This window comes from Blastococcus sp. SYSU D00695 (assembly GCF_054050555.1).
In genome coordinates this window covers 1-22,163 of sequence record NZ_JBJGZP010000012.1, presented here as the reverse complement: position 1 = coordinate 22,163, position 22,163 = coordinate 1, and the positions used below count along the sequence as shown (strand labels likewise).

18 protein-coding genes are annotated in these 22,163 nt (G+C 77.5%); 4 read left to right on the top strand and 14 right to left on the bottom strand.

The annotated features are described in order from the left end of the window. Nucleotides 1–70: 70 nt before the first annotated feature. Both ACI781_RS09935 and ACI781_RS09930 read right to left on the bottom strand, forming a co-directional pair. The gene (locus ACI781_RS09935) at nt 71–2,170 is read right to left on the bottom strand and encodes an elongation factor G-like protein EF-G2 (RefSeq protein WP_456565929.1); all 2,100 of its coding nucleotides are present in this window, start codon (nt 2,168–2,170) and stop codon (nt 71–73) included. A 139-nt stretch (nt 2,171–2,309) separates the two neighbouring features. After that, nucleotides 2,310–3,458, bottom strand: coding sequence for an acyl-CoA dehydrogenase family protein (locus ACI781_RS09930; RefSeq protein ID WP_456565928.1), 1,149 nt, complete (start codon nt 3,456–3,458; stop codon nt 2,310–2,312). A gap of 230 nt (nt 3,459–3,688) precedes the next feature. Between ACI781_RS09930 and ACI781_RS09925 the strand changes: the two genes are divergently transcribed. Then, nucleotides 3,689–4,462, top strand: a complete 774-nt coding sequence (locus ACI781_RS09925) for a hypothetical protein (protein ID WP_456565927.1) — start codon at nt 3,689–3,691, stop codon at nt 4,460–4,462. A 98-nt stretch (nt 4,463–4,560) separates the two neighbouring features. Here the strand turns inward: ACI781_RS09925 and ACI781_RS09920 are convergent, their stop codons facing one another. Further along, on the bottom strand, nt 4,561–5,157 hold the full coding sequence (locus tag ACI781_RS09920) for a DUF6328 family protein (protein ID WP_456565926.1): 597 nt from the start codon (nt 5,155–5,157) through the stop codon (nt 4,561–4,563). Nucleotides 5,158–5,366: 209 nt separating this feature from the next. Here ACI781_RS09920 and ACI781_RS09915 point away from each other — a divergent pair, with 209 nt between their 5' ends. Continuing rightward, nucleotides 5,367–5,639: an LPXTG cell wall anchor domain-containing protein gene (locus ACI781_RS09915; RefSeq protein WP_456565925.1), complete on the top strand. Its 273-nt coding sequence runs from the start codon at nt 5,367–5,369 to the stop codon at nt 5,637–5,639. A 29-nt stretch (nt 5,640–5,668) separates the two neighbouring features. On the opposite strand, the gene ACI781_RS09910 is transcribed toward ACI781_RS09915, so the two are convergent. Further along, complete coding sequence (locus ACI781_RS09910) at nt 5,669–6,559, bottom strand: DMT family transporter (RefSeq protein ID WP_456565924.1); 891 nt, start codon at nt 6,557–6,559, stop codon at nt 5,669–5,671. Between the two features lie 247 nt (nt 6,560–6,806). On the opposite strand from ACI781_RS09910, the gene ACI781_RS09905 reads away from it, so the two are divergent. Beyond that, nucleotides 6,807–7,793, top strand: a complete 987-nt coding sequence (locus ACI781_RS09905; protein ID WP_456565923.1) for a rod shape-determining protein — start codon at nt 6,807–6,809, stop codon at nt 7,791–7,793. A gap of 12 nt (nt 7,794–7,805) precedes the next feature. Here ACI781_RS09905 and ACI781_RS09900 read toward each other — a convergent pair whose 3' ends face one another. The 3 genes from ACI781_RS09900 to ACI781_RS09890 form a co-directional block, all read right to left on the bottom strand. Then, a complete protein-coding gene (locus tag ACI781_RS09900; protein ID WP_456565922.1) occupies nt 7,806–10,748 on the bottom strand; it encodes an FtsW/RodA/SpoVE family cell cycle protein in 2,943 nt (980 codons plus the stop codon). A gap of 18 nt (nt 10,749–10,766) precedes the next feature. Further along, entirely contained in the window at nt 10,767–11,882 is a 1,116-nt protein-coding gene (locus ACI781_RS09895) for a hypothetical protein (protein ID WP_456565921.1), read from the bottom strand. Nucleotides 11,883–12,029: 147 nt separating this feature from the next. Further along, complete coding sequence (locus ACI781_RS09890) at nt 12,030–12,656, bottom strand: hypothetical protein (RefSeq protein ID WP_456565920.1); 627 nt, start codon at nt 12,654–12,656, stop codon at nt 12,030–12,032. A 273-nt stretch (nt 12,657–12,929) separates the two neighbouring features. Here ACI781_RS09890 and ACI781_RS09885 point away from each other — a divergent pair, with 273 nt between their 5' ends. Continuing rightward, the gene (locus ACI781_RS09885; protein ID WP_456565919.1) at nt 12,930–13,463 is read left to right on the top strand and encodes a hypothetical protein; all 534 of its coding nucleotides are present in this window, start codon (nt 12,930–12,932) and stop codon (nt 13,461–13,463) included. 117 nt (nt 13,464–13,580) lie between these two features. Here ACI781_RS09885 and ACI781_RS09880 read toward each other — a convergent pair whose 3' ends face one another. The 7 genes from ACI781_RS09880 to ACI781_RS09850 form a co-directional block, all read right to left on the bottom strand. Continuing rightward, entirely contained in the window at nt 13,581–15,386 is a 1,806-nt protein-coding gene (locus tag ACI781_RS09880) for a SulP family inorganic anion transporter (protein WP_456565918.1), read from the bottom strand. Between the two features lie 109 nt (nt 15,387–15,495). After that, nucleotides 15,496–16,710, bottom strand: a complete 1,215-nt coding sequence (locus ACI781_RS09875) for a cation:proton antiporter domain-containing protein (RefSeq protein ID WP_456565917.1) — start codon at nt 16,708–16,710, stop codon at nt 15,496–15,498. Nucleotides 16,711–16,800: 90 nt separating this feature from the next. Continuing rightward, on the bottom strand, nt 16,801–17,313 hold the full coding sequence (locus ACI781_RS09870; RefSeq protein WP_456565916.1) for a DUF1269 domain-containing protein: 513 nt from the start codon (nt 17,311–17,313) through the stop codon (nt 16,801–16,803). A 170-nt stretch (nt 17,314–17,483) separates the two neighbouring features. Continuing rightward, complete coding sequence (locus ACI781_RS09865) at nt 17,484–17,702, bottom strand: hypothetical protein (RefSeq protein ID WP_456565915.1); 219 nt, start codon at nt 17,700–17,702, stop codon at nt 17,484–17,486. 336 nt (nt 17,703–18,038) lie between these two features. Continuing rightward, nucleotides 18,039–18,476 carry a DUF7144 family membrane protein gene (locus ACI781_RS09860; protein WP_456565914.1) on the bottom strand — a complete coding sequence of 146 codons (438 nt, stop codon included), beginning with the start codon at nt 18,474–18,476 and terminating at the stop codon, nt 18,039–18,041. 96 nt (nt 18,477–18,572) lie between these two features. Further along, nucleotides 18,573–18,950 carry a hypothetical protein gene (locus ACI781_RS09855; protein WP_456565913.1) on the bottom strand — a complete coding sequence of 126 codons (378 nt, stop codon included), beginning with the start codon at nt 18,948–18,950 and terminating at the stop codon, nt 18,573–18,575. Between the two features lie 127 nt (nt 18,951–19,077). Beyond that, nucleotides 19,078–21,753 carry a LuxR C-terminal-related transcriptional regulator gene (locus ACI781_RS09850; RefSeq protein ID WP_456565912.1) on the bottom strand — a complete coding sequence of 892 codons (2,676 nt, stop codon included), beginning with the start codon at nt 21,751–21,753 and terminating at the stop codon, nt 19,078–19,080. Between the last annotated feature and the right edge of the window lie 410 nt (nt 21,754–22,163).

The window sequence follows — 22,163 nt, the reverse complement described above, 5'->3', positions numbered from 1 at the left end:
CCCCCGCGCCCGGCCCGGCACGGGGCGCCACGCGGGCCGGCCGGCGCGCGCCGGCGGGCGGGCACCGGGGCTACGCCGGCACCCCCACCGGGGCGGAGGCGACCACGTTGGCCGGCGCGGGCTCGTGACCCAGCGGCGCGCGGGTGAAGGAGCCGGTGCCGTGGGAGACCGAGCGCAGCGCCCCGGCGTAGGTGAGCAGCGAGACCTCCGGCACCTCGGCGCGCACCGTCGTCCGGTCCCGGTGGGGGTCGGCCTCGGTGCCGGTCACCCGGGCCCGCCGGGCCGACAGGTCGCTCATCACCGCGCCCACGTACTCGCCCGGCACGGCGACCGCCACCTCGCACCAGGGCTCCAGGACGCGGGTGCCGGCCGCGGCGGCCGCCTCGCGCAGCGCGAGCGCCCCGGCGGCCTGGAAGGAGGCGTCGGAGGAGTCGACCGAGTGGGCCTTCCCGTCGACCAGGGTGACGCGGACGTCGACCAGCGGCCGGTCGCCGTCGATCCCCCGGGCCGCCTGGGTGCGCACGCCCTTCTCGACGCTGGCGTGGAACTGTCCGGGCACGGTGCCCCCGACGATGCGCTGCTCGAACACGATCCCCGAGCCGGGCGGGCCGGGTTCGACGTCGACCACCACGACGGCGTACTGGCCGTGCCCGCCGGACTGCTTGACCAGCCGGCCGGTGACCCGCGCGGGCCCGGCGAGGGTCTCCACCAGCGGCACCCGGACCGGCACGGCGGTGACGGCGACGCCGTGCCGGGTGCGCAGCCGGTCGAGCAGGACCTCCGCGTGCCCCTCCCCCACGCACCACAGCAGCAGCTGGCCGGTGTCGGGACGACGCTCGACGCGGACGGTCACGTCCTCGGCGGCGAGGCGCGACAGGGCCGTGGCCAGCCGGTCCTCGTCGCTGCGGGAGGCCGCCTCGACCGCGACCGGCAGCTGCGGCACCGGCAGCTCCCACGGCGCCATCAGGTACGGGTCCTCCGGGGCGGACAGCGTGTCCCCGGTCTCGGCCGACGTCAGGCGGGCGACGGCGCACACGTCGCCGGCGGGGCAGGCGGGGACCGGCCGCAGCGCGGTGCCCAGCGGGCTGGACAGCGCGCCGATGCGCTCGTCGACGTCGTGGTCGGGGTGGCCGCGGTCGGCGAGGCCGTGGCCGGAGACGTGCACCGGGGTGTCGGGGCGCAGCGTGCCGGAGAAGACGCGGACCAGCGAGACGCGGCCGAGGTAGGGGTCCGTCGTCGTCTTCACGACCTCCGCGACGAGCGGCCCGTCGGGGTCGCAGTCCAGGGCGGGTGCGGGCCGGCCGTCGGGGCGGGTGACCGGCGGGCAGCCGTGCTCGGCCGGGGAGGGGAACGCGCTGACCAGCAGGTCCAGCAGCTCGGGCACGCCGACGCCGGTCAGCGGCGCGACGCACAGCACCGGGTGGAAGGACCCGCGGGCCACGGCGGTCTCCAGGTCGGCCACGAGGTCGGCGACGACGAGCTCCTCGCCGGCGAGGTAGCGGTCCATCAGCGTCTCGTCCTCGCTCTCGCCGATCACCGCCTCGATCAGCTCGGCGCGCAGCCGGTCGGCCTCGGCGACCCCGGTCGCCTCCGGGTGCGGCTCGAGCAGGGAGACCAGCCCGGCGACCCCGCCGTCGGCACCGCGGCGCACCAGGTGCAGCGGGTACACCCCCTCCCCCAGCATCGCCTGGCAGGCGCGCACGGTGTCGTCGACGTCGGCGCGGGAGCGGTCCAGCTGGGTGAGGACGACGGCGCGGGGCAGCCCGACCGCGGCGCACTCCTCCCACAGCGCGACGGTGGCGGCGTCGACGGCGCCGGCGGCGGAGACCACGAACAGGGCCGCGTCGGCCGCCCGGAGCCCGGCCCGCAGCTCCCCCACCGAGTCCGGGGAGCCGGGGGTGTCCAGCAGGGTGACCCGGCAGCCGTCGTGCTCGACGGTGGCGACGCCCAGGCCGACCGAGCGCTGCAGGCGGACCTCGACCTCCTCGCTGTCCAGGCACGTGGTGCCGTCCTCGACGCGGCCGGCGCGGGTCAGGGCGCCGGCCGCGACGAGGAGTGCCTCGGCGAGGGTGGTCTTGCCGGCGCCGGCATGGCCGACGAGGGCGACGTTGCGCACCCGGTCGGCGGCGCGCGGCGCCGGTGCAGGGGTGGTGTCCCGGGCTGCTCCCACGGTGACCTCCGCGCTCGGCCGGCGTCGGGTGGTGGTGTGCGTCACACCCTGCCGGGCGGGGCGGCGGCGGACAAGCCCCCGCACCCGTCGGTCCGCCGCGGCGCCGCGGCCGGCCGTCGGGGCCGGCCGCGGGCACGGGTCAGACGGCGGCGTACGACGCCAGGATCGGCCCGGAGGCCTCCAGCACGACCCCGGGGCCGACGATCATGTGCTGGGTGACGCCGTGGACGTCGCGCAGCAGCTTGGCCAGGGGGTTGGGCTCGCGCAGCGCACGGGTGCCGGACCAGGAGTAGGCGAGCTCCACGGCGTCCCGGGCGACCCCGGTCGCGTGCGCGGTCGCCTGGTGCAGGCGGGCGACCAGCAGGTCGGTGACCTCCCCGTCGCGGTCGACGACCGCCTGCGCCTCCGCGGCGAGCTCCAGGCAGTAGGCGCGCGCGGCGCGGTGGGCGGCCTCCTGCCGGGTGAACTCGACCATGAAGTGCGACTGCTCGGTCAGCGGCGTCCTCCCCGGCCTGGCCGCCTCGAGCTCCACCGTGGCGTGCAGCAGCTCGAACGCCCGCCGGCCGACGCCCAGCGCGATGCCGCCGTGGTAGATCGGCCCCGCGTGCATGATCGACATCCGCTGCATCGAGGGCCCGCGCAGGTGGGGGCCGAGCGGGTCGAGGACCCGCTCCGGGCCGGCGACGTAGTCCGAGATCCGCAGGTTCTGGCTGCCGGTGCCGCGCAGCCCGAGGACGTCCCAGTTCCCCCGCTGCTCGACGTGCGACCGCGGCACCAGCACCGACTTCGGCGTGCCGTCCTCCGTCGCGGCGCTGGCGAGGAACCAGGTGGCGTACGCGCTGCCGGAGGCGAACTGGTACTCGCCGGTCAGTCGCCAGCCGCCGTCCTCCTGCGTGAGCGCGCCGCCACCGACGCGGGCGAGGGAGCCGGCGAGGATCGGCCGGCCGTCGGCGAACAGGTCGGCCAGCGCCTCCTCGGGGCAGTGCGCCACGACGAACCCGGTCAGGTCCATGTTGACCATGAGGCTCCACCCGGTGGAGGGGTCGGCGGCCGCCACCTCCTCGATGACGCGGACCACGTCCACGAGCGTGCCGTCGCCGCCGCCGAGCTCGGCGGGCAGACCCAGCCAGAACAGCCCGCTCTCGCCGAGCGCGGCGACCACCTCGTCGGTGAGGCCGCCGTTGGCGTCCACGTCGTCGGCGGCCGCGCGGACCAGCGGGGCCACCTTCCGGGCCCGCTCCAGCAGGTCGTCCCGATCCGTGCGACCGAGCGTGCTCGTCGTGCTCATGGGGCCGAGGTCCTCTCGTTCCAGGGGGCCGGTGGGAGGCCCGCCCGCAGTCGGGCGGGCGCCGGCGCGGACGGCCGGGGGGAGGCGGTCGACCCCGTTCCCCGGCCCTCCGAAGGGTCACAACGGGCGACGGCCGGCCGATTGCGGGCCGGTGCCCTCCGGTTCCGGGACGGTGCCAGGGGGCGCTCCGACCGTCCGGCGAGGCGGGGAGCCCGGCGAAGGTGTCCGGCATGCACACCGGTTACCAGCTGCGCGAGGAGATGTTCGCGCCCACCGTCGACGGGGCCCCGGCCACGCTGCACGACGTCTTCCCGGGATGGGGGCAGCGCGACCGGTTCGGGATCGTGGTGGACAGCCCGATCGGCGGGATCGGCGCGTCCCTGCTCATCCAGCTGGCCGTCGTCGCGCACTTCACGACCGACCCGACGCGCGTGGGGCTGGCCTATCCCGAGATCTACACCTTCCACGTCGGCGAGTTCCAGGGCACGCACGCCCAGTTCGACTGCTTCCCGCCGCGCAAGGAGGTCGTGGTGCCCGACGACCCGGCGCTGATCCTCGAGGCGGTCAACGACCGGGGGATCACCCGGCTCGCGGTCGTCGACGGGCCGGTCGAGGAGTCCCGCCACCACCTGCAGGAGCCGGGCCAGGCGCTGAACACGCTGCTGTCGGTGTTCGCCTACTCGCCGACGGGGCGGGTGCCGGGCGCGGACGTCGAGATCACCGGGGTCTCCCCGGTGGTGGAGGAGAACACCTCGGTCATCGTGGACCCCGACGGCACGAAGGACCTGCAGGACCGGCTCGTGCAGCGGCTGCGCGACAACGTGACCAGGCCTGCCGACGGCGTCCTCAAGATGCCCCGCACGGACGGACCGCCCGCGGAGGTCCGGCTCGCCGCGGGGCGGGTCCGGCGGGCGACCGTCGGCCCCGAGGGGCAGGCCCGCGAGACCTACCGCCGGGTCTCGGTGGACGACGCCCTCGGCATGCTGCACCGCCGCGGCGCCTGACGCCGCGGCCCGGGGCTCGCCGCGGTGCACGGTGCTCGCCGGGCGGGGTCAGGTGCCGGCACCCGGGCCCGTGCCGGGCCGGACGTCCGGCCCGGGCCTCACCCGGCGCCCTCCCCCGGTGGCCCCTCGGGCCGGTACCCCAGGTGCCGGCCGTGCTCGGAGCGGCGGATGCTCAGCGGCAGCACGTACCACGACACCAGGCCGGTCAGGGCCGTCACGGCGCTGCAGACGATCGCCTGCCACCGCCCGAGGACGACGTCCATGACCAGCAGCACCGAGCTGCTGACGGCGGGCACGAGCAGCGCGATGCCCAGGGACAGCATCCGGTCGGCCACCGCGACCAGGGCCGCCTTCTGCCCGCGCCGGAAGACGATGCGGTGGAACGAGACCGGTGCCAGCAGCAGCATCGTGGCCGACGCGGTGGTGAGCAGTGCGATCGTGTAGACGGTGATCCCGAACCCGTCGACCTCGCCGAAGCGCTGGGCGAAGGCCAGGGCCAGCAGGAACGCGAAGAGGATCTGGACGCCGGTGAAGGCGACCCGCAGCTCCTGGAGCAGCTCGTTGAGGTTGCGGTCCAGGACCTGGTCGAGGGTCTCCCCCCGCAGCTGCGCCGTCCGCAGGGCGGCCGAGGGGTCGAACCGCTGCCTGCCCGCCGCCGGCCGGTCGGGACCGGGCGGCGCCTCCTCGGTGTCCATCGGCGACCCCCGGGTCCTCGTCGTGTGCCGGGCCCGGCGGACACCGCCGTCGCCAGCAGGAGGGGCAGCAGCCGATTGCTCCCCCGGCCCGGCAGCGGCCGTCGCTGCGCGCTCGGTCGCCATCCCGGCAGCCTGCGCGCGCCCGCTCCGGGCAGCCTCATCCGGCCGGGACGAGGCGCCGGGGCACCGTCCCGGACGCCCCCCGGGCGGTGGCGCGCTCGTCCCTGCCGGGTGGGGCGCGGCCGGTGGCCGCGGCGCAGGCCGGCCGGCGCCGGGGTGGCGCCCGGCGACCGGTGGCCGAGCGCGGGGAGACGTCGATGAACGGCTGGCTGGTGTGGGGCCTGGTCCTGCCGGTGCTCCTGGTCGTCGCCGGTCTCGTCGACCGCCGGCGGCGCCGTCGCCGGGCCGCCGCCCCGGGGAGCGGCCGGCAGCGCCCCCCGCGGGGCGCCCGGCAGGGCTCCCGGCGCGACCACCGGCGCTGAGCCGGCGCCGAGCGGGTCCCGGGCGCCGGTCAGGCGGTGCGGCCGGGCTGTTCCTCGGCCGCCGGCGCCGCGCCGGTGCGGGCGAGCAGGACCACCCCGACCGCCGCGACCAGGGCGGCGGGCAGCCAGATCGCGACCCGCCCCGGAGCCAGCCGCTCGTCCAGCAGCAGCCGGGCCGCGGGCACCGCCGCCAGCGGGTCGAGCAGGATGACCGCCGGCAGCGACCAGGCCAGGGAGCCGCGGGCGTACGCCTGCTGCCCCGCCAGGATCGCCACCCCCGCCACGACCGCCGCCCCCCAGACCGTCATGCCGGCCAGCGCGTGGGCCCAGCCGTCCTCCCGCAGGCCGTGGATGCCGACCGAGATGAGGACGGCGGCGACCCCGGCCGCGATGCCGGCCGCGCTGCCGCAGGCGAGCGCCCCGTGGGGCCCGTGCCCGACCAGGGTCGCCGCCGCGACCAGGAGGACCGAGAGGGCGACGGTCAGCACGATCGCCAGCACCGACGGCTGCGGCGGCTCGTGCGCCCCGGCCGGGCGCGCCGCGAGGAGGAAGACCGCCAGCCCGCCGGTGGTCAGCGCGACGCCCAGGAGCTCCTGCCGCACCGGGACCTGCCGCGTCCGGACCGCGCGCAGACCCAGCCCGAACACCAGCGTGACGGCCAGGGTCGGCTGGACGACCGCCACGGGCGCGACCCCCAGCGCCGCCACCTGCGCCCCGGTCCCGAGCACGGTGGCGAACTGCCCGATCATCCACCGGCGGCGCCGCAGCAGCCGGCGCAGGCTGAGGCCGCGGTCCGTGGTGCTCAGCTCCGCGGCCTCGTGCTGGAGGACGGCACCGACCGCGAACAGCACCGCGGCCAGCGTCGCGATCACCATGCCGAGCAGGGGGTTCCCGGCCGCGGCGGGGGCGCCTGTCTCCATGTCGGGGTCCGTCTCTGCGAGCCGCCCGGACCCGGCGCTGGACCCGGCGGGCACCGGTCTGCGGGCGGCCGGGCCGCCCGGGAACAGCGTGCCGCCCCGACGACCTCCCCGCCCGGGTCGCACGTCCCGCCCGGGGCGCCGCGGGGCCCGTCCTCCCGGCCGGCGGGAACGGTCGCGGTGCGCGGGAGTCTGGACCCGGCGGTGGGGCGCCGTCCAGACTGGGCCGCCCGCGCGTCAGGAGACCGGCATGGACCTCGGCATCGACCTGGGCACCGCGAACACCGTGGTCAGCGAGGCGCGGCGGGGTCTGCTCTTCGACGAACCCAGCGTGATGCTGCTGGACCGCGGTGTCCGGCGCCGGTCCCGGGTCCTCGCGGTCGGGCGGGAGGCGGCCGACCTGCAGGGCCGCAGCCCGGCCCGGTTCGCCGCCGTCCGGCCGCTGCACGACGGGGTGGTGACCGACCTGGAGACCGCGCGCCAGTACCTGCGCGCGGTCCTCGCGCGGTCGGGCCGGCGGGTGTGGAGCCCGGTCCGCGCCGTCATCGGGGTGCCCGCCGACTCCACCGCCCTGGAGACGCGGGCGCTGCTGGAGGCCGCGGAGGAGGCCGGCATCCGGCCGGCGACGGCCCTGGACGACTCGGTCGCCGGCGCGATCGGCTGCGGCGTCGACCCGCTGGAGCGGCGCGTGCACATGGTCGTCGACGTGGGCGGCGGCACCGCGGAGGCGGTGGCCTTCTGCTACGGCGGTGTGCTGGCCCAGCGGACCGGCAAGACCGGTGGGGACGCCATGACCGCCGCCGTCTCCCGGTACCTGCGCGAGCAGCACCAGCTGCACGTCGGGGAGCTCGAGGCCGAGCGCGTGAAGGTCTCCTCCGCCGCGGAGGCGGACGGCCCGCTCGTCGTGCAGGGCCGCGACGGAGCCACGGGCCGGCCGCGGCTGGCCACCCTGCAGGCGGCCGAGGTGACCGACGCGGTGCGCCCCGTCGTCGGCGAGATCGTGCGCACGCTCACCGCGTGCCTCGACGACCTCCCGCCGCAGGCCCTGGCCGACGTGCTCGCCGAGGGGGTGCTCGCCTTCGGCGGGGGGTCGCTGGTCGCCGGGTTCGTGCCGTTCCTCGAGCGGGAGCTCGGCCTGCCCGTGAAGGCCGCCGAGGAGCCGCTCACCTGCGTGGCCGAGGGCGCCGCCCGGGCGGTGCGGAACCGGCCGCTGCTGGCCGCCTACGGGCGCGGCTGAGCCACCCGGCGCTCAGGAGGCGGGCGCCGGACCGGTCGCCAGCACCTCGGCCCGGTGGTCCAGGTAGTAGTGCAGCCCGTCGGCGGCGACGCCGGACGCACTGTTGGCGCCCTGCCCCGGCCCCTGCGTCCAGGCGGTGATCACGATCTCGGGGGCCTCCATCGGCGCGACGAGGGACATCCAGTTGTCGTACTCGTCGGCGCGCAGGCCGCCGTCCTGCGCGGTGCCGGTCTTGGCCCCGACCGTCAGGCCCGGGACGCGGACGCGGCCGCCCGTCCCGGCGGACACCACCTGGGTCATCCCGTCCCGCACGGGCCCGAGGTCCGCGGGGAAGGGCAGCGGCGTGGCGGCGGGCGCCGGCAGCGGCGCGTACGTGCCGTCCGCGCCGAGCTCGCTGCCCAGCCGAGGCGTCACCAGCGCGCCGGTGGCCAGGGCCGCGGTCCACCGGGCGTTCTGCAGCGGCGACACCTGGATCTCGCCCTGCCCGATGCCGAGGATGACCGTCGAACCGCCGTACCAGGTGCCGCCGGCGGCCTCGACGGACTCCGGGGTGCCCAGGTGGCCGGCGGCCTCCCCCGGCAGGTCGATGCCGGTGGGCTGACCGACGCCGAGCTGCGTGGCCGTCTCGGCGATCGCCTCCGGGCCGAGTGCCAGGGCGAGCCGGTAGAAGTACACGTCGTTGGAGACGGCGATCGCCTGCCGCAGCGACATCGGCCCCATCGGCCGCCAGTTGTGGAACACGTGCCCGCCGTAGGTGAACTCCGCGCCGCCCGGGACGACCAGGTCCGGGTCCCACACGCCGTGGGCCTGGTTGGCCGCGGCGACCACGAGCTTGAACGTCGACCCCGGTGGCGCCACCGCCTGCGTCGCGTGCTCGAGCATCGGCGACCCCGGCGCGGCGGCCGCCGCCTCCAGCGCGGCGACGTCCACCGGCGGGCCGTAGACGTTGTCGTCGGCGGAGGGGCGGCTGGCCATGGCGAGGACCTGGCCGGTGCGCGGGTCCATGGCCACGGCGGCACCGACCTTGCCCACCGGCCGCGGCTGCGCGGCCAGGGCGGCGGCCAGGGCGGCGTCCAGGCGGCGCTGCAGGCCGAGGTCCAGCGACAGCCGCAGGTCGGCCCCCCGCACCGGCGCGCGGTACTCGCCCAGCGCGACGGGCACGCCGCGCGGGTCGACGTACAGGCACAGCCGCCCGTCGACGCCGCGCAGCACCGGGTCGTACTGCCCCTCCAGGCCGGCGCGGCCGACGACCGCGCCCGGCGGCAGGTCCGGCCAGCGGGCCTCGTCCTCGGGCGTGGCCACGCCCACGAACCCGAGCATCGGCCCGAGCAGCGCCCCGTGCGGGTAGGCGCGGCGCGGCTCGGGCACCACGAGCACGCCGGGGACCGCCGCCGCGGTGACCGTGTCGCCGACCGGGCGCGGCACCTCGGCGACCGGCAGCGTGAGCGTGGTGTCCTCCGCCGCGAGGAGCTCGGCGCGCAGGTCGTCCGGCGGCCGGCCGGTCAGGCCGGCGAGCCGGTCGACGTCGGCCGGCCGGGCGCGCACCAGCGCGGGGACGACGAGCACCCGGTCCACGCCGGTCCCGAGGTCGGCGGCGTCCACGGCCAGCGGGGTGTCGTGCCGGTCGACGATGACGCCCCGGGGGGCGGGCAGTCGGGTGCAGCGGGTCATCTGCTCGTCGCCCACCACCTGCAGCTCCGCCCCGCGCTCGCGCTGCAGGTCCCAGCCGTGCAGGCCGAAGGCGAGCAGCAGCGCCGACAGCGCGACGGCCGCCAGCCGGACCAGCCGCGGGCGGGGGTTGCGCCGGCCCGGTGCGGCCCACAGGCGCCGCCGGGCGCCGTCGCGGCGGACGGCGAGGACGACGCCGATCGCGGCCAGGTGCACGACCAGGGCGGTGCCGCCGTAGCTGACCAGCGGGAACGGCACGCCGGCCAGCGGGAGCAGGCCGAGGTTGGCCCCCACCGAGACGACGATCTCCACACCCAGCAGGACCGCCAGCCCGCCGCCCACCAGCGCCCCGTGCGGCGTGCGGGCCGCCCGGCTGGCCATCGCCAGCCGCCAGACCAGGACGATCGCGGCGAGCACCAGCCCGGCACCGGCGACCAGCCCCCACTGGCCGACCAGGCTGGCCGGGGCCAGGTCGGTGTCCCGCTCGGGCAGGTACTGGGCGCGCAGCAGCCGCAGCGGGTCGTCGGTCCGGCCGAACAGCCCGCCGGAGCCCACCGCGATGTTGGCCTGCCGCACGGCCCAGCCCGAGCCGGTCGGGGACTCGTGGGCGCCGACGAGGAAGCTGCCCAGCCGCGACACCTGGTAGGGCTGCAGCAGGCTGATCAGCAGGGGCGCGACGACCGCGGCGGCGGCGGCCAGCGGCAGCAGGAAGCGGGCCGGGACCCGGCCGAGGACCAGCATGGTGCCGGCGAGGACGGTGAGCAGCATCGCCGTGCTCAGGTCCGGCTGCAGGAGGGTCAGCCCGATGGGCACGGCGGCCAGGAGCAGGGCCAGCACGAACCGCCGCCCCGGGGGCCGGGACGAGCCGAGCACGGCGGCCAGGACGAGCAGGAGACCCAGCTTGGCCAGCTCCGAGGGCTGGAAGGTGAGCGTCCCGATCGCGAACCAGCGGGTGGCGCCGTTGGCCGACAGGCCCATGACCAGGACGCCGACGAGGAACAGGACGGCCAGGCCGTAGGCCAGCCAGGCGAGCACGCCCAGGAACCGGACCCGGACCCGCCACGACAGGGCGAGCACGAGCACGCCGCCGGCGGCGATGAGGCCCTGCCGAGCGGCGAGCGCGGGCTCCCCGATGAGGTACAGGTTCGCCATGCCCAGGCCGACGAGCGCGCCCGCGGCGACGACGGCGAGCAGGTCGAAGGCGGCGCTGCGCCGGTCGCGGCGCTGCTGCCGGGTCCGCCGCGGGCCCGCGCCCGCGGCCGGCCCGGTCGGTCCGGCGATCGGCATGGCCTCCTCCTCTCGGGGTCACCCACCGGGTCCGGGCGGCGTGCACGAGCCGGCGACGACCGGGGCGGAGGCCGCGGCGGCGGGGGCCTCGGTGACCGCGAACACCGCGACGGCGGCGGCCGGGGGCAGGTCCACCGTGCCGACGGCGACGGCCCGCCCGGCCTGCGACGGCACGGTCACGCTCCCGCCGGGCGCGGTCGAGGCGGCCCCGGTGCACCGGTCGACCACCCGGTAGGACCAGGTCACGGTCTGCGGCTCGGCGTCCGGGACCAGCCGGACGAGCAGCCGCAGCGTGCACGGGGCGCCCGGGGAGCACGCGGCGAGGGGGCGCAGGTCGACCGCGGCCACGGCGCCGGCGGCGGCGGGGGCCGGCGCGGGGAGCTCCGGTTCCACCACCTGCGGTGCGCCCGACGACGGGTCGGCACCGTCCCGGCCGGCGTCCAGCAGCAGGTCGATGTCGGCGGCGATGTCGTCGCGCAGCACGACGACCTCGGCCGTGACGACCGCCGCCAGCAGCAGGACCGACAGCACCCAGGCGCCGGCCCGCCGGCCGGCCCGGCGGCCGGCGGGACGCGGGGTCGCGGGGGTCGGCGGCGCGCCCGCGGCGGCCCCCGCCGCGGTGGTCCCCGCCGCCCTCCCGCCGGGCACGGTGCCGGCCGCGCGGACGAGCGCGGCCAGCTCCGCCTGCACCGCCGCCCGGTCGGCCGTCGCGGCCGCCTCCTGCAGCCGGCGGGCCACCACCGGCAGCCCGTCGGCCGGCAGGTCCCCGACCGCGCGGTCCAGCTCGGCCGAGCCCCGCCCGGCTCCCCCGCCGGCCGGGCGGGGCAGCCGGGCGGCGGCGGCGACGTCGGTCAGGACCGTCGCGACGGGCCGCCCGCCCGCCCCCGCCCCGGCGACGACCTCGCCGCGGGCGGTGACCCGCGGGTCGACCGGCCCCCCGCTCGCCTCGGCGACCGCCAGCACGCCCGCGCCGATCTCCAGCGCCTGGGCGGCGGTGAGCCGGGCGAGGGCGAGCAGCCGGCTCAGCTCGACACCCTCCTCGGCAGCGGCCACCGGCTCGGGCGGCAGCGGGCGGGCAGCCGGTCGCGGGCGGGAGGGGCTCCGGCGCAGCCGGCCGATCGTCAGGTCCGTCACCGACAGACACCCCCGTCCGACCGCTGCTGGGTGGACCGATCCCGTCACGAGGACGCCGATGCTGGCCCTCCGTGAACGGATTGTCACGGGACATCGTCACGGTTCATCCGCCGCGGACGAGCGCGCCGCCCGACGCACGGACGCCGGTCAGGACGTCACGCGCTCGAAGTGCCCGCCGGCGTATCGCCAGCGCACCGTCAGCGGCACCGACGGGCCGGTCGCGTGGACGTCGCCGGGCCCGTAGGCGTGCATCGCCGCCACGATGTCGCCGTCCTCGACGAGCAGCCCGCCCGGGTCGTACTCCGGCGGCAGCATCCCGCGCTCGCGCAGCGTGCGCGGGCTGGGCAGCGCGCCCAGCAGCGCGCCGGTGGCGGCGAACACCTGGACCTCCTGCAGGACGCCGTTGGAGGGCTGCGGCGAGCAGCTGAGCAGCACCACGGTGTCCGGTGCCCCGTCCCCGTCCAGGTCGCCGTCGGCCGTGTCGAGGACGCGGACGTCGTACCAGGCGTAGTACGGCGGCCGGCTGTCGTCGGCGGGCACGCGGGCCTGCCCGCCGTCGACCGGGACGTGCAGGCCCGTGGGGACGATGCCGTCGCAGGTCAGCGTGTAGTCCGTCTCCGACCAGTCGATCGTGGCCGCGGCCGGTGAGGGCGGGGCAGCCACTCCGTCGGCGCTCCCGCAGGCCGCCGCCAGGACCGCCGTCCCGGCGAGCAACGCGCCCAGCGCGTGGCGGCGCGACGCCGCCGGTGGGGACCCCCAGGGCAGGAGGGACATCGGCGACCACCTCGTTCGAGCCGCGCGCCGGCGGGGAGCCCCGCCGGGACGCGAGCGTCCCACCGCGGCGCGGTCCTGTGAACCACCGCGGCGGACGACCCTCGTGGAACGGCGGGAGACCGTGCCCGAGCTGTTCTGAGCGGGGCCGGCGGCCGCGCGCCGGCGGGGCCGGCCGACCATGCGATCGGGGTGAGGCCGGTCCCCGGCGCCCCGGCCAGGATCGGCGTCCTCGCTCCCTCGTGGGCGCCCGCCCGTCGACAGGAGGCCGGCACCGTGGACCCCAGCTCCCCCATGACCCTCGCGGCAGCCGGCTACGGCAGCCTCGCCCGCGCGGTCTCGGACTACGACGCCGTGTGGCGCGCCCGCGCCGAGGGCCCGTTCCACCACAGCTGCCTGGCCCTGGTCCTGCACGACCGGCTGGGGTCGTCCCGCGTCGAGCGCTCGGACAACACCGCCGGTCAGCTGGTGTGGGGCGACGGCGTGCTGGCCGCCGCCCTGACCGTGCTCCTGCCACGCCTGGGGTGCTTCCCGCCGGTCGTCGGGGACCACACCGGGCAGGACGCCTTCGTCGGGCACTTCCGCCGCACGATCGCCGTGGAGGACCTGGTCGCGGCGGCGCTGCTGCTCGACGACCACGCCATCGCCCTCGTGGTCGTGGTGCTCAACCGCGGGCCCGGTGACGTGCTGCCGCTGCTGTCGCACGCCCGGGACACCCACGCGGCCGCGACCTGCTGGGCCGACCTCGAGGACGCCCTGGGCCGGGACCTGGAGAACGCCGCCGCGGCCCGGGTCCTGGCCCCGGCCTGAGCCGGCCCTCCCCTGCTCGGCCCTCCCCTGCCCGCCCCGCCCCTGCCCGCCCAGCCCCTGCCCGCCCAGCCCCTGCGCGCCCGCCCCCGCCCGCCGAGATCGGCGGACTCGGCGGCATCAGCGGCTGATGCCGCCGACATCGCCGATCTCGGCGCTCGCGTCGCGGCCCCCGGCGCCGTCGCGGCTCCCGTCGCCGTCGGGGAGGTGCGCCGGCGGCTGGACGTCGGCGGGCGGCGTCCACTCGGCGTGCGTGCGGGCCCGGAACTCGGCGACGGCGGAGCCGACGGTCGGGAACAGGTGCCGGGGCTCGATCTTCTCGGTGAGCCCGTAGCCGTCGATCTTGCGGCGCACCGGGTCCTTCAACCCCGCGAACACCAGCGCCTGGCCGCGCTGGTCCAGCAGGTGGTCCAGCTCGAACAGGACGTCGGCGGCGGTGGTGTCGACGTCGGTGATCGGCTCGGCGGCCACCACGATCCACTCGGGTGCCGGGTCGCGGCGCGCGAGGGCCACGACCTCGTCCCGGAAGCTCTTGGCGTTCGCGAAGAACAGCGGCGCGTCGAAGCGGTAGATGACCAGGCCGGGGAGCGTCCGCGCCGCCGGGTAGGAGCGCACGTCGTGGTAGCCGCGCAGGTCCTCGACCAGCCCGAGGGTGGTCTGGTACGGCCGCCAGGCCCGGCGGAACACGTTGAGGATCGACAGCCCCACGGCGATGGCGATGCCCGGCAGCACGCCGAGCAGCGCGACGCCGGCGAACGCGACGAGCGCCAGCGAGAACTCCACCCGGCGCTGCTTCCACAGCCGGGTCATGCCCGGCAGGTCGGCCAGCGAGAGCGAGGCGGTGATGACGACGGCGGCCAGCGCCGGCTGCGGCAGGTCCTTGAACAGGCCCGGCAGCGCGACGATCAGGACGACGATCAGCACCGCACCGGTGACGCCGGTCAGCTGGGTCCGGGCCCCCGCCCGCTCGGCGACGGCCGTGCGCGAGGCGCTGGTGCTGACCGCGAACCCCTGGAAGAGCCCGGCGGCGAGGTTGGCCGTGCCGATGCCGAGCATCTCCTGGTTGCCCCGCACCTCCTGGCCGGTGCGCTCGGCGAAGGCCGACGAGGTGGAGATGGTGTCGGCCAGCGACACGACCGCGATGGCCAGCGCCCCGGCGGCCAGCGGGAGGACGTCCGACCACGCGACGGTGGGGATGGTCAGCGGGGGGAACCCCTGCGGCAGCGTGCCGATGAGGCTCACCCCGCGGTCCCCCAGGTCGGCGGCGATGCTGACCGCGATGGCCAGCACGACCATCACCAGGACCGCCGGCACCTTCGGCAGCCAGCGCTGCAGCGCCAGGACGAGGACGATGCCGCCGATGCCGACGGCGGCAGCCGCCGGCACGGTCGCCTCGTCGGCCAGCGCCCGCCCGAACGCCACGACCTCCTCCACCGCGCCGTCGCCGTCCACCGAGAAGCCGAACAGCTTGGGCAGCTGGCCGATCAGGATGGTGACCGCCAGCCCGTTGACGTAGCCGATCATCGTCGGCTTGGAGATCAGCTCGGCGATGAACCCGAGCTTCGCCCAGCCGGCCACGAGCATGATCGCGGCGACCATGACGGCGAGCAGGGACGCCAGCGCGACGGCGCGCTCCGGGTCCCCGCCCGCGGCGACCAGCGGCAGCACGGTCGCGGCGATCATGGGCCCCAGCGAGGAGTCCGGCCCGAGCACGAGGATGCGCGAGGGGCCGACCAGCGCGTACCCGAGCAGGCACATGATCGACGTGTAGAGGCCCGTGATCGGCGGCAGCCCGGCCAGCTCGGCGTAGGCCATCCCCTGCGGCACGAGCAGCGTGGTCAGCACGACCCCGGCCGTGAGGTCCTTGAGCAGCCAGGCCCGTCGGTAGCTCCTCAGCACCCGGACGCCCGGCGGAACGAGGGACACGCGCGCCTCCCGGGCGTGGCAGGCCACCGGCCGCTCCGTCAGGGACGGCGGCGGCCGAGGGGCAGGGGTCCGGACCGGACCATCCTGGCGGGGGCCGGCGGCCGGCTGCTCACCCCCGTCGGATGACGGCCTCACCGGCCGCCGCGGCCGAGCGACCGTAGCGGGCGGCCAGCGGCCCGGCGCTCAGCCCGTGCACCACCACGCTGAGCAGGACCGTCCCGGTGATGACGGCGACCGCCGGCTCGGCGGCGGCCCCCAGGTCCTCGAGCGTGATCAGGGCGAACACCAGGGAGGCCAGTCCCCGGGGGCCGGACCACCCGACGAACAGCACGGTCGCGACGGCCATGCCCGTCCCGATGCAGGCCAGCGCCACCGGGATCAGGCGGACGACCGTCAGGCTCAGCACCGCGTACAGCAGGAGCGCCCCGTCGGCGAGGTCGAGCAGCACCGGCACGGCGAGGGCCCCGAAGGCCAGCCACACCAGCAGCCCCACCAGGCCGCCGGCCTGCTCGGTGAACGCGAGCTCGGCCGGGCCGCGCGGTCCGGCGGTCGCGCCGAACGCCAGGCCGGCGCAGAAGGCGCCGACGAAGCCGTTGCCGTGCGTGGCCAGCGCCGCGCAGTACGCCCCCGCGGCCAGCGCCAGGACGGCGGTGCCGGCGAACTCCTCCGCCGCCCACTGCCGCAGGCGCGCCTCGCGCAGCAGCCGGCCGCCCAGCGCGCCCACGGCGGCCCCGACGACCGCGCCGACGGCGAGCTCCAGCAGCGCCTCCCCGACCCCAGGAGCCGCGGCGAGCCCCTCGACCGACGCCGCGCCGGCCAGCGCGACGAAGACGACCGGCGTGACGATGCCGTCGTTGAGACCGCTCTCCACCGTGATCAGCCGTCGGATGCGGGCGGGGACGGAGGGCTCGGTCACCACCTGGACGCCGAGGGCGGCGTCGGTGGGCGCCAGGGCGGCGCCCACCAGCAGGGCCAGCCAGACGTCCAGGCCGGGCAGCAGCCAGGCCGCGAGCCCCCACCCGGCCAGGACGCTGAGCGGGAGCCCGACGGCGAGCAGCCGGACGCAGCGGCCGGCGTCCCCGCGCAGGTCCTTCGGCGACACACGCGCCGCGTCGGAGAACAGCACCCACACGAGCGCGAGCTCCACCAGCGGCCGGACCGCCTCCGGCGCGGCCGAGCCGCTGACCGTCCCGGTCGCGACCAGCAGGGCGCCGACCGCCACGAAGACCATCGGCCCGGTCACGTCGGTGCGCCGGAGCCGGGCACCGACCAGTCCCCAGACGACCACGGCGCCGGCGACGGCCAGCAGTGCCCCCTCGTCCACCCGGCACCTCCTCGCTGGGGTCCCCCGCCCGGCCCGGGCGCGACCCGGGGCCCGGCTGACGCGGCAGCCGGGCCCCGGGACGGTGTGCGCTCAGCCGGCGTGCTGCGGCGCGCGCTCCTCCTCGGCGAAGACCTCCCGGAGGCGGTCCTCCTGCTCGCCGCTGAGGTTGCTCTCCACCAGGACGAGGTCCTGGCCCTCGAAGGCGGCCTTGACCTTGTCCACGACCGCTCCGGACGTCAGCAGGAACAGCGCGGAGGTCCCCGGCTTGATCTCCTCGCGCATCCGCCGGATGAACGAGTCGTCGATGCCGACGTCGGTCATGCTGCCGGTCAGCGCGCCCATGCCGGCGCCGATGGCCATGCCCAGCAGCGGGACGAAGAAGATCAGGCCGAACAGCATCCCCCAGAACGCCCCGCCGAGCGCTCCCGCCCCGGCCATGTTGTGCAGCTGCTCCGTCTTGGGCTTCTTCTTCCCGGCGGGCCACGAGACGGTGGCCGCGTCGTGGATCTGGATGAGCTCCTGACGCTGGAGGTCCTTCAGGGTCGCGACCGCGTTCTGCGCGCCCTCGGGGGTGGGGAACTCCCAGACGGTCAAGGTGGCCATGAGCATCTCCTCGGGTGTCACGTCCGGCACCGGGCGGTCCGGCGTCCACGGGCTGGGCGCTGCCGCGCGGCGCGCGGCGGCGTCGGGCCGAGGCTGCATCGGCCGCGGGCCCCCGGCCTCATCCGGCGGGGGTGACGCCCGCCCGGCGGCCGGGGTCACCGCGGCCCGGGTCACCGGAGCTCGGGATCACCGGGGTCGGTCGCGGCCGTGCGGACCTCCATGAGGTCCAGCCCGAGGCTGCGCAACCGCTGCAGCACGCCGTGGAGACCCGGCTGGTCCGTGGGTTCGGTCCGCAGGACGGTGACGGCCGGTTCCTCGCCGAGGTCCTCCGCGCCGATCTCCTCGAGGACCTCCGCCGGCACCGGCCCGCGCACTCTCAGCTCGTACACCTGACGTCCCATTCCGCGCGCTCCCTACTGTCCCGGGCGGACACCGGTGGGCGGGTCCCCCTCGGGGACCGGCCGGCGGCGGATCCGCCGCCGGGTCCCGTGCGGGAGGACCCAGCGGGTCCGTTCCGATGGGGGGAGCCAACCCCCCGGCGGCGCCGGTGGCGTCCCCCGGACGAGATGAGCCCGCGGCGGCCCCGGCCCCTCCGCGGCGTCCCGGGCCGGAGCGCACCACCGCCGTCCCGGCACGTCGACCGCGCGGCCCCGGCGCGCACCACCGCCGCCGCACCGGGAGGCCCGGTGCGGCGGCGGGGGCTGGAGGTCAGACGGTCGGCCGCGTCAGCGGTCCCTGACCTCGCGTCCGTGGACGATGATCGCGAAGATCACGATCACGTCGAGCACGATCATGATCGCCGACCACACCGGGTACGCCGAGATGAACAGCAGGTTCACCAGCGCGCTCAGCATGGCGATCCCCACGCCCACGACGCGGGCGACCATGTTGCCGGCGAGGAGACCGACGCCGGTGAGGACGCCGACGATGCCGATGACGAGGTGGATCCAGCCCCAGGTGTTGTAGTCGACGTCGACCACGAGGCCATCGGAGGTGACCGCGTAGAAGCCGTCGTCGAAGAGGGCGACCAGGCCCTGGATGATCTGGAACGCGCCCAGGGTGATGAGCATGACGCCGGCGAACACCACCCACCCGACCCAGGCGGTGACCGGTTCGGTGTAGTGGGTCGTCTGCGGAGAGCGCCGGTGCGAGGTGTCCGTCATGTGCCTGTCCTCCGAGGTCAGCGCGGGCCACGCCGCCCTCGGGGAGAGGGCGGGCGTCGCGGTCCCGATGGGTGCGGAGGAATCGTGTGCCGCCGGTCACGCCCCGGCATCGTCCGCCGCGAGTGACCCGTCGCCGGGCCGGGCGGGGGCCGGTCGCCGGCGTCGGAAGGCGAGGACGACGCCGGAGGACGACGGGCCGTCGGCGTCCTCGGGGGGCCCGGCCGGTGTCGCCGGGCGGGGGGCGCGTGGCCGGTCGGACGGGTCGGTGCACTGGCGGATCTCCAGCACCTCGACGTCGCTGGTGAGGAGCCGGGCGAGGGCGTGCGCGAGGTCCTGGTCAGCCGGGACCCGGAACCGGTACAGGGTGCGGCGCGGCACGGCGGTCAGCCGCACCGGGACCTGCAGGGCGGCCATCGCCGCGCTGCCCATGTGCGTCGCCACCCGGACCTCGTACCGGGTACGTGCCGTGCCCATGCGTACCACCCCTCGTCCGCTCCCCGCCGTCCCCGTGTCCGCTGTTCCGGTCCGCGCAGTCCCCGTCCCCGTGTCCCCCGTCCCCGTGTCCGCCGTCCCCGTTCCCCTCGGGACGTGGACGGTGCCCTCAGAGCAGCCCGCGTTCGCGGGCCCGGCGCACCGCCTGGTTGCGTCTGCTCACGCCGAGCTTGCGCAGGATGCTCCGGATGTGGGTGCGGACGGTGTTCACCGAGATGAACATGGTCGCCGCGATCTCCGCCGTGGAGAGCATCTCCGCCAGGTGGCGGAGCACCTCGGTCTCCCGGTCGCTGAGCTCCTGGACGACGTCCTCGGCCGGGCGGGCGGCCGGGGCGTTCCCGGTCCCGGACGGCCGGGCGCCGCTCGAGGGGTTCAGCCACGCACCGGCGGCCTGCAGCCGGGGATGGCTGCGCAGCAGCCGGCGCGCCTGGGGCGGGGTGTCCACGAACGGCCACCGGAGGAGCTCCGGGCGCGCCCGGTCCAGCGCCGTCGCCAGCTCCTCGGCGGCGGTCGTGACGTCCCCGTGCTGCAGGAGCTGGCAGGCCCGGATCACCGTCGACTCGACGAGGTCGGCCAGCGCCTGCCCCGCGTCGTCCCCGGTCGGGAGGTCGTCGCCGTCGGTCCCCTGGACCAGGCGCACCGACGCCTCCAGCCGGCGGCTCCACGGCTCGTCGCGCCCGCGGTCGCGGAGGATGGCCAGCCCCTCGTCCACGTGGCCCCGGGCGACGGCGAGCCGGACGACCTCGGCCACCACCTGCTCCGACGTCCACCGGGGCAGCGGCGGCCCCGCGAGGCAGGCGCGCAGGGTCTGGTCGGCCAGTCCGTACTCCTGCCGCAACCGGAAGTGCTGCGCCTGCAGCACCGCCTGCAGGGCGGCGGACCCGTCACCGGGGACGGCGCCGCGCTCGCGCGCGCGGGCCCGGCCCAGCCACTCGCGCGAGTCGACGAGCGCGTACCGCCGGAGGTGGACCCAGGCCAGGGCGGTGGCGGCGGCCGGCGTGCGCGCGGCGTCGTCCAGCCCGTGCTCGGCGGCGAGCGTCTCGGCCTCCTGCGCCAGCTGCACGGCCCGGGTCAGGTGCCCCTGGAGCGCCTCCAGCAGCGCGAGGTCGCCGACGGCCCGGCACCGCAGCCCGCGGGCGCCGGCGGTGTGCGCGGCGGCCGCAGCCGAGCGCAGCACGGAGCTCAGCTCCCGGACGGGGGCGTGGGTCCGCAGCGCGGTGACGGCCCGCAGGTGGCCGAGGACCGCCGCGCTCTCCGCACGGGCCCGGTGGGACTCCTCGGGGAGCTGCGCGACGAGCTGCGCTGCGTCGTCGAGGGCGGCCAGCACGCCGGCCGGCGGCGCGCCGGTGGACGCCACCGCCGCCGCACGGACCAGGGCCCCCGAGATCCGCAGCGCCGGCCGCTCCCCCTCCGGGACCCGCGCCGTCGCCGCCAGGTCCCCCGGGTCGGGCCGGTCGCCGCGCGTCAGGGCCACCGCGGCCCGGAGCACGGCCGACTCGGTGCCGCGCGCCGAGGCCGGGATCGACTGGGCGTCGCGCAGCACCGGGTCGGTCCCGTGGGCGAGCAGGCGCGGCACGAGCAGGTCGTCGACGAGCAGGCGGCCGACCAGCCCCCAGTCCTCGGCGGCCACGGCGTGCCCCACCGCGGTGTTGATCGGGCCGGTGTCGGCGTAGTACGCCGCGCACGTCCGGTGCAGGCCGGCCAGTTCTCCGGGGTGCTCGTAGGCCAGCTGGCCCTGCAGCATCTCCCGGAACAGCGGGTGGATCCGGAAGCCGCCCGGCGCCCCCGGGGACTCCTCCACGAACGCGTTGGCCCGCGCCAGCCCCGCCAGCACCCGGCGGGTGTTGCGCCGCCCGCACAGGCGGTCCACCAGGTCCGGCCACAGCTGCGCGGTGACGCTCGAGCGGGCCAGGACGCGGCGGACGGAGGCCGGCTGCCCGGCCAGGACCTCCGCGAACAGGTACTGGGCCACGCTGCCGTCGTCGCGGGCGAGGGAGGTGACCAGGCGCTCCGGCGGCACCCCCCTCTTGAGCGGGGCGGCGGCCAGCCGCAGCCCGACCGCCCAGCCCTCCGCCTCGGCGCACAGGGCCCCCGCGACCTCGGGCGCGACGGGGACGCCCATGGCGGCGAGCAGGTGCCCGGTCTCCTCCGGCGTGAAGTCCAGCTCGTCGCCGCGGATCTCGGCCAGCGTCCCGTCCAGCCGGTACCGGTGCAGCGGCAGCTGCGGGTCGGTGCGGCCGCAGAGGACCAGCCGGAGCCGGCCGCCGGCGTGCCGCAGGAGGAGGTCCAGCCCGGCGGTGATGGTGCGGTCGGTGAGGTGGTCGGCGTCGTCGAGGACGAGCACCACGGGCCGGGGGCAGGCCGCGACGTCGGCGACCAGGCGCGGGAGGACCGAGGTCCCCGGGGGCTCTCCCGGGACGAGGGCGGGGACGGCGGACAGCCGCACGCCCGCCCGCACCAGGGCCTCGACGACGTAGGCCCAGAAGGTGGCCGGCTCGTCGTCGTACTCCTCGACGGTCAGCCAGGCGATCGGACGGGTCGACCGCTGGCTGTCCCGCCACGAGGAGGCCAGCACCGTCTTCCCGGAGCCGGCCGGGCCGCTGACCAGCGTGAGCGGGGAACGCCGGACCTCGGCGGTCAGCCGGTCGAGCAGCCGGGGGCGGGGCACGGTGGCGTGGGCCGGCTCGGGCGGCGCGAGCTTGCTCGCCAGCAGGGCGGCACCGCCGTGCCGGGCACCGGCCGGCCGTGCCGGCGGCGGGACGGCTGCGGTCGACAGCCTGGTCATCGACGACCTCCTGCTGGAAGAAGACGCGGATCGGTACCGCTCCCCCGTCCCCGATCAGCCGGTGTCACCACCCCTGGTCCGCTCCCACACTCCTCCCGGACCGCCCCGACGATCAGGGTCCTAGGTCCCGGGAGACCTGCGCCCTCCGGCGGCCGCGACCGGCACCGGCCGCCGGAGTCTGGCGGACGCACCGTCGCGCCGTTCTCACCCCGGCCGGATGAGCGCGCCGCCGGCCGGGCCGGCGTGACTCGTCCCTCGGGGGGGATGCGGCGGGCGCGGGCCCGGGCCAGGGTCGCGGCGGCGGGGGGGGGGGGCGCCGCCCGGCACGCCGGCCACCCCGCCGCCCAGCACCCCCTCACCCCGACGCCACAACTCATCAACCACAACCCCCCACACCCCGTTGCCACATA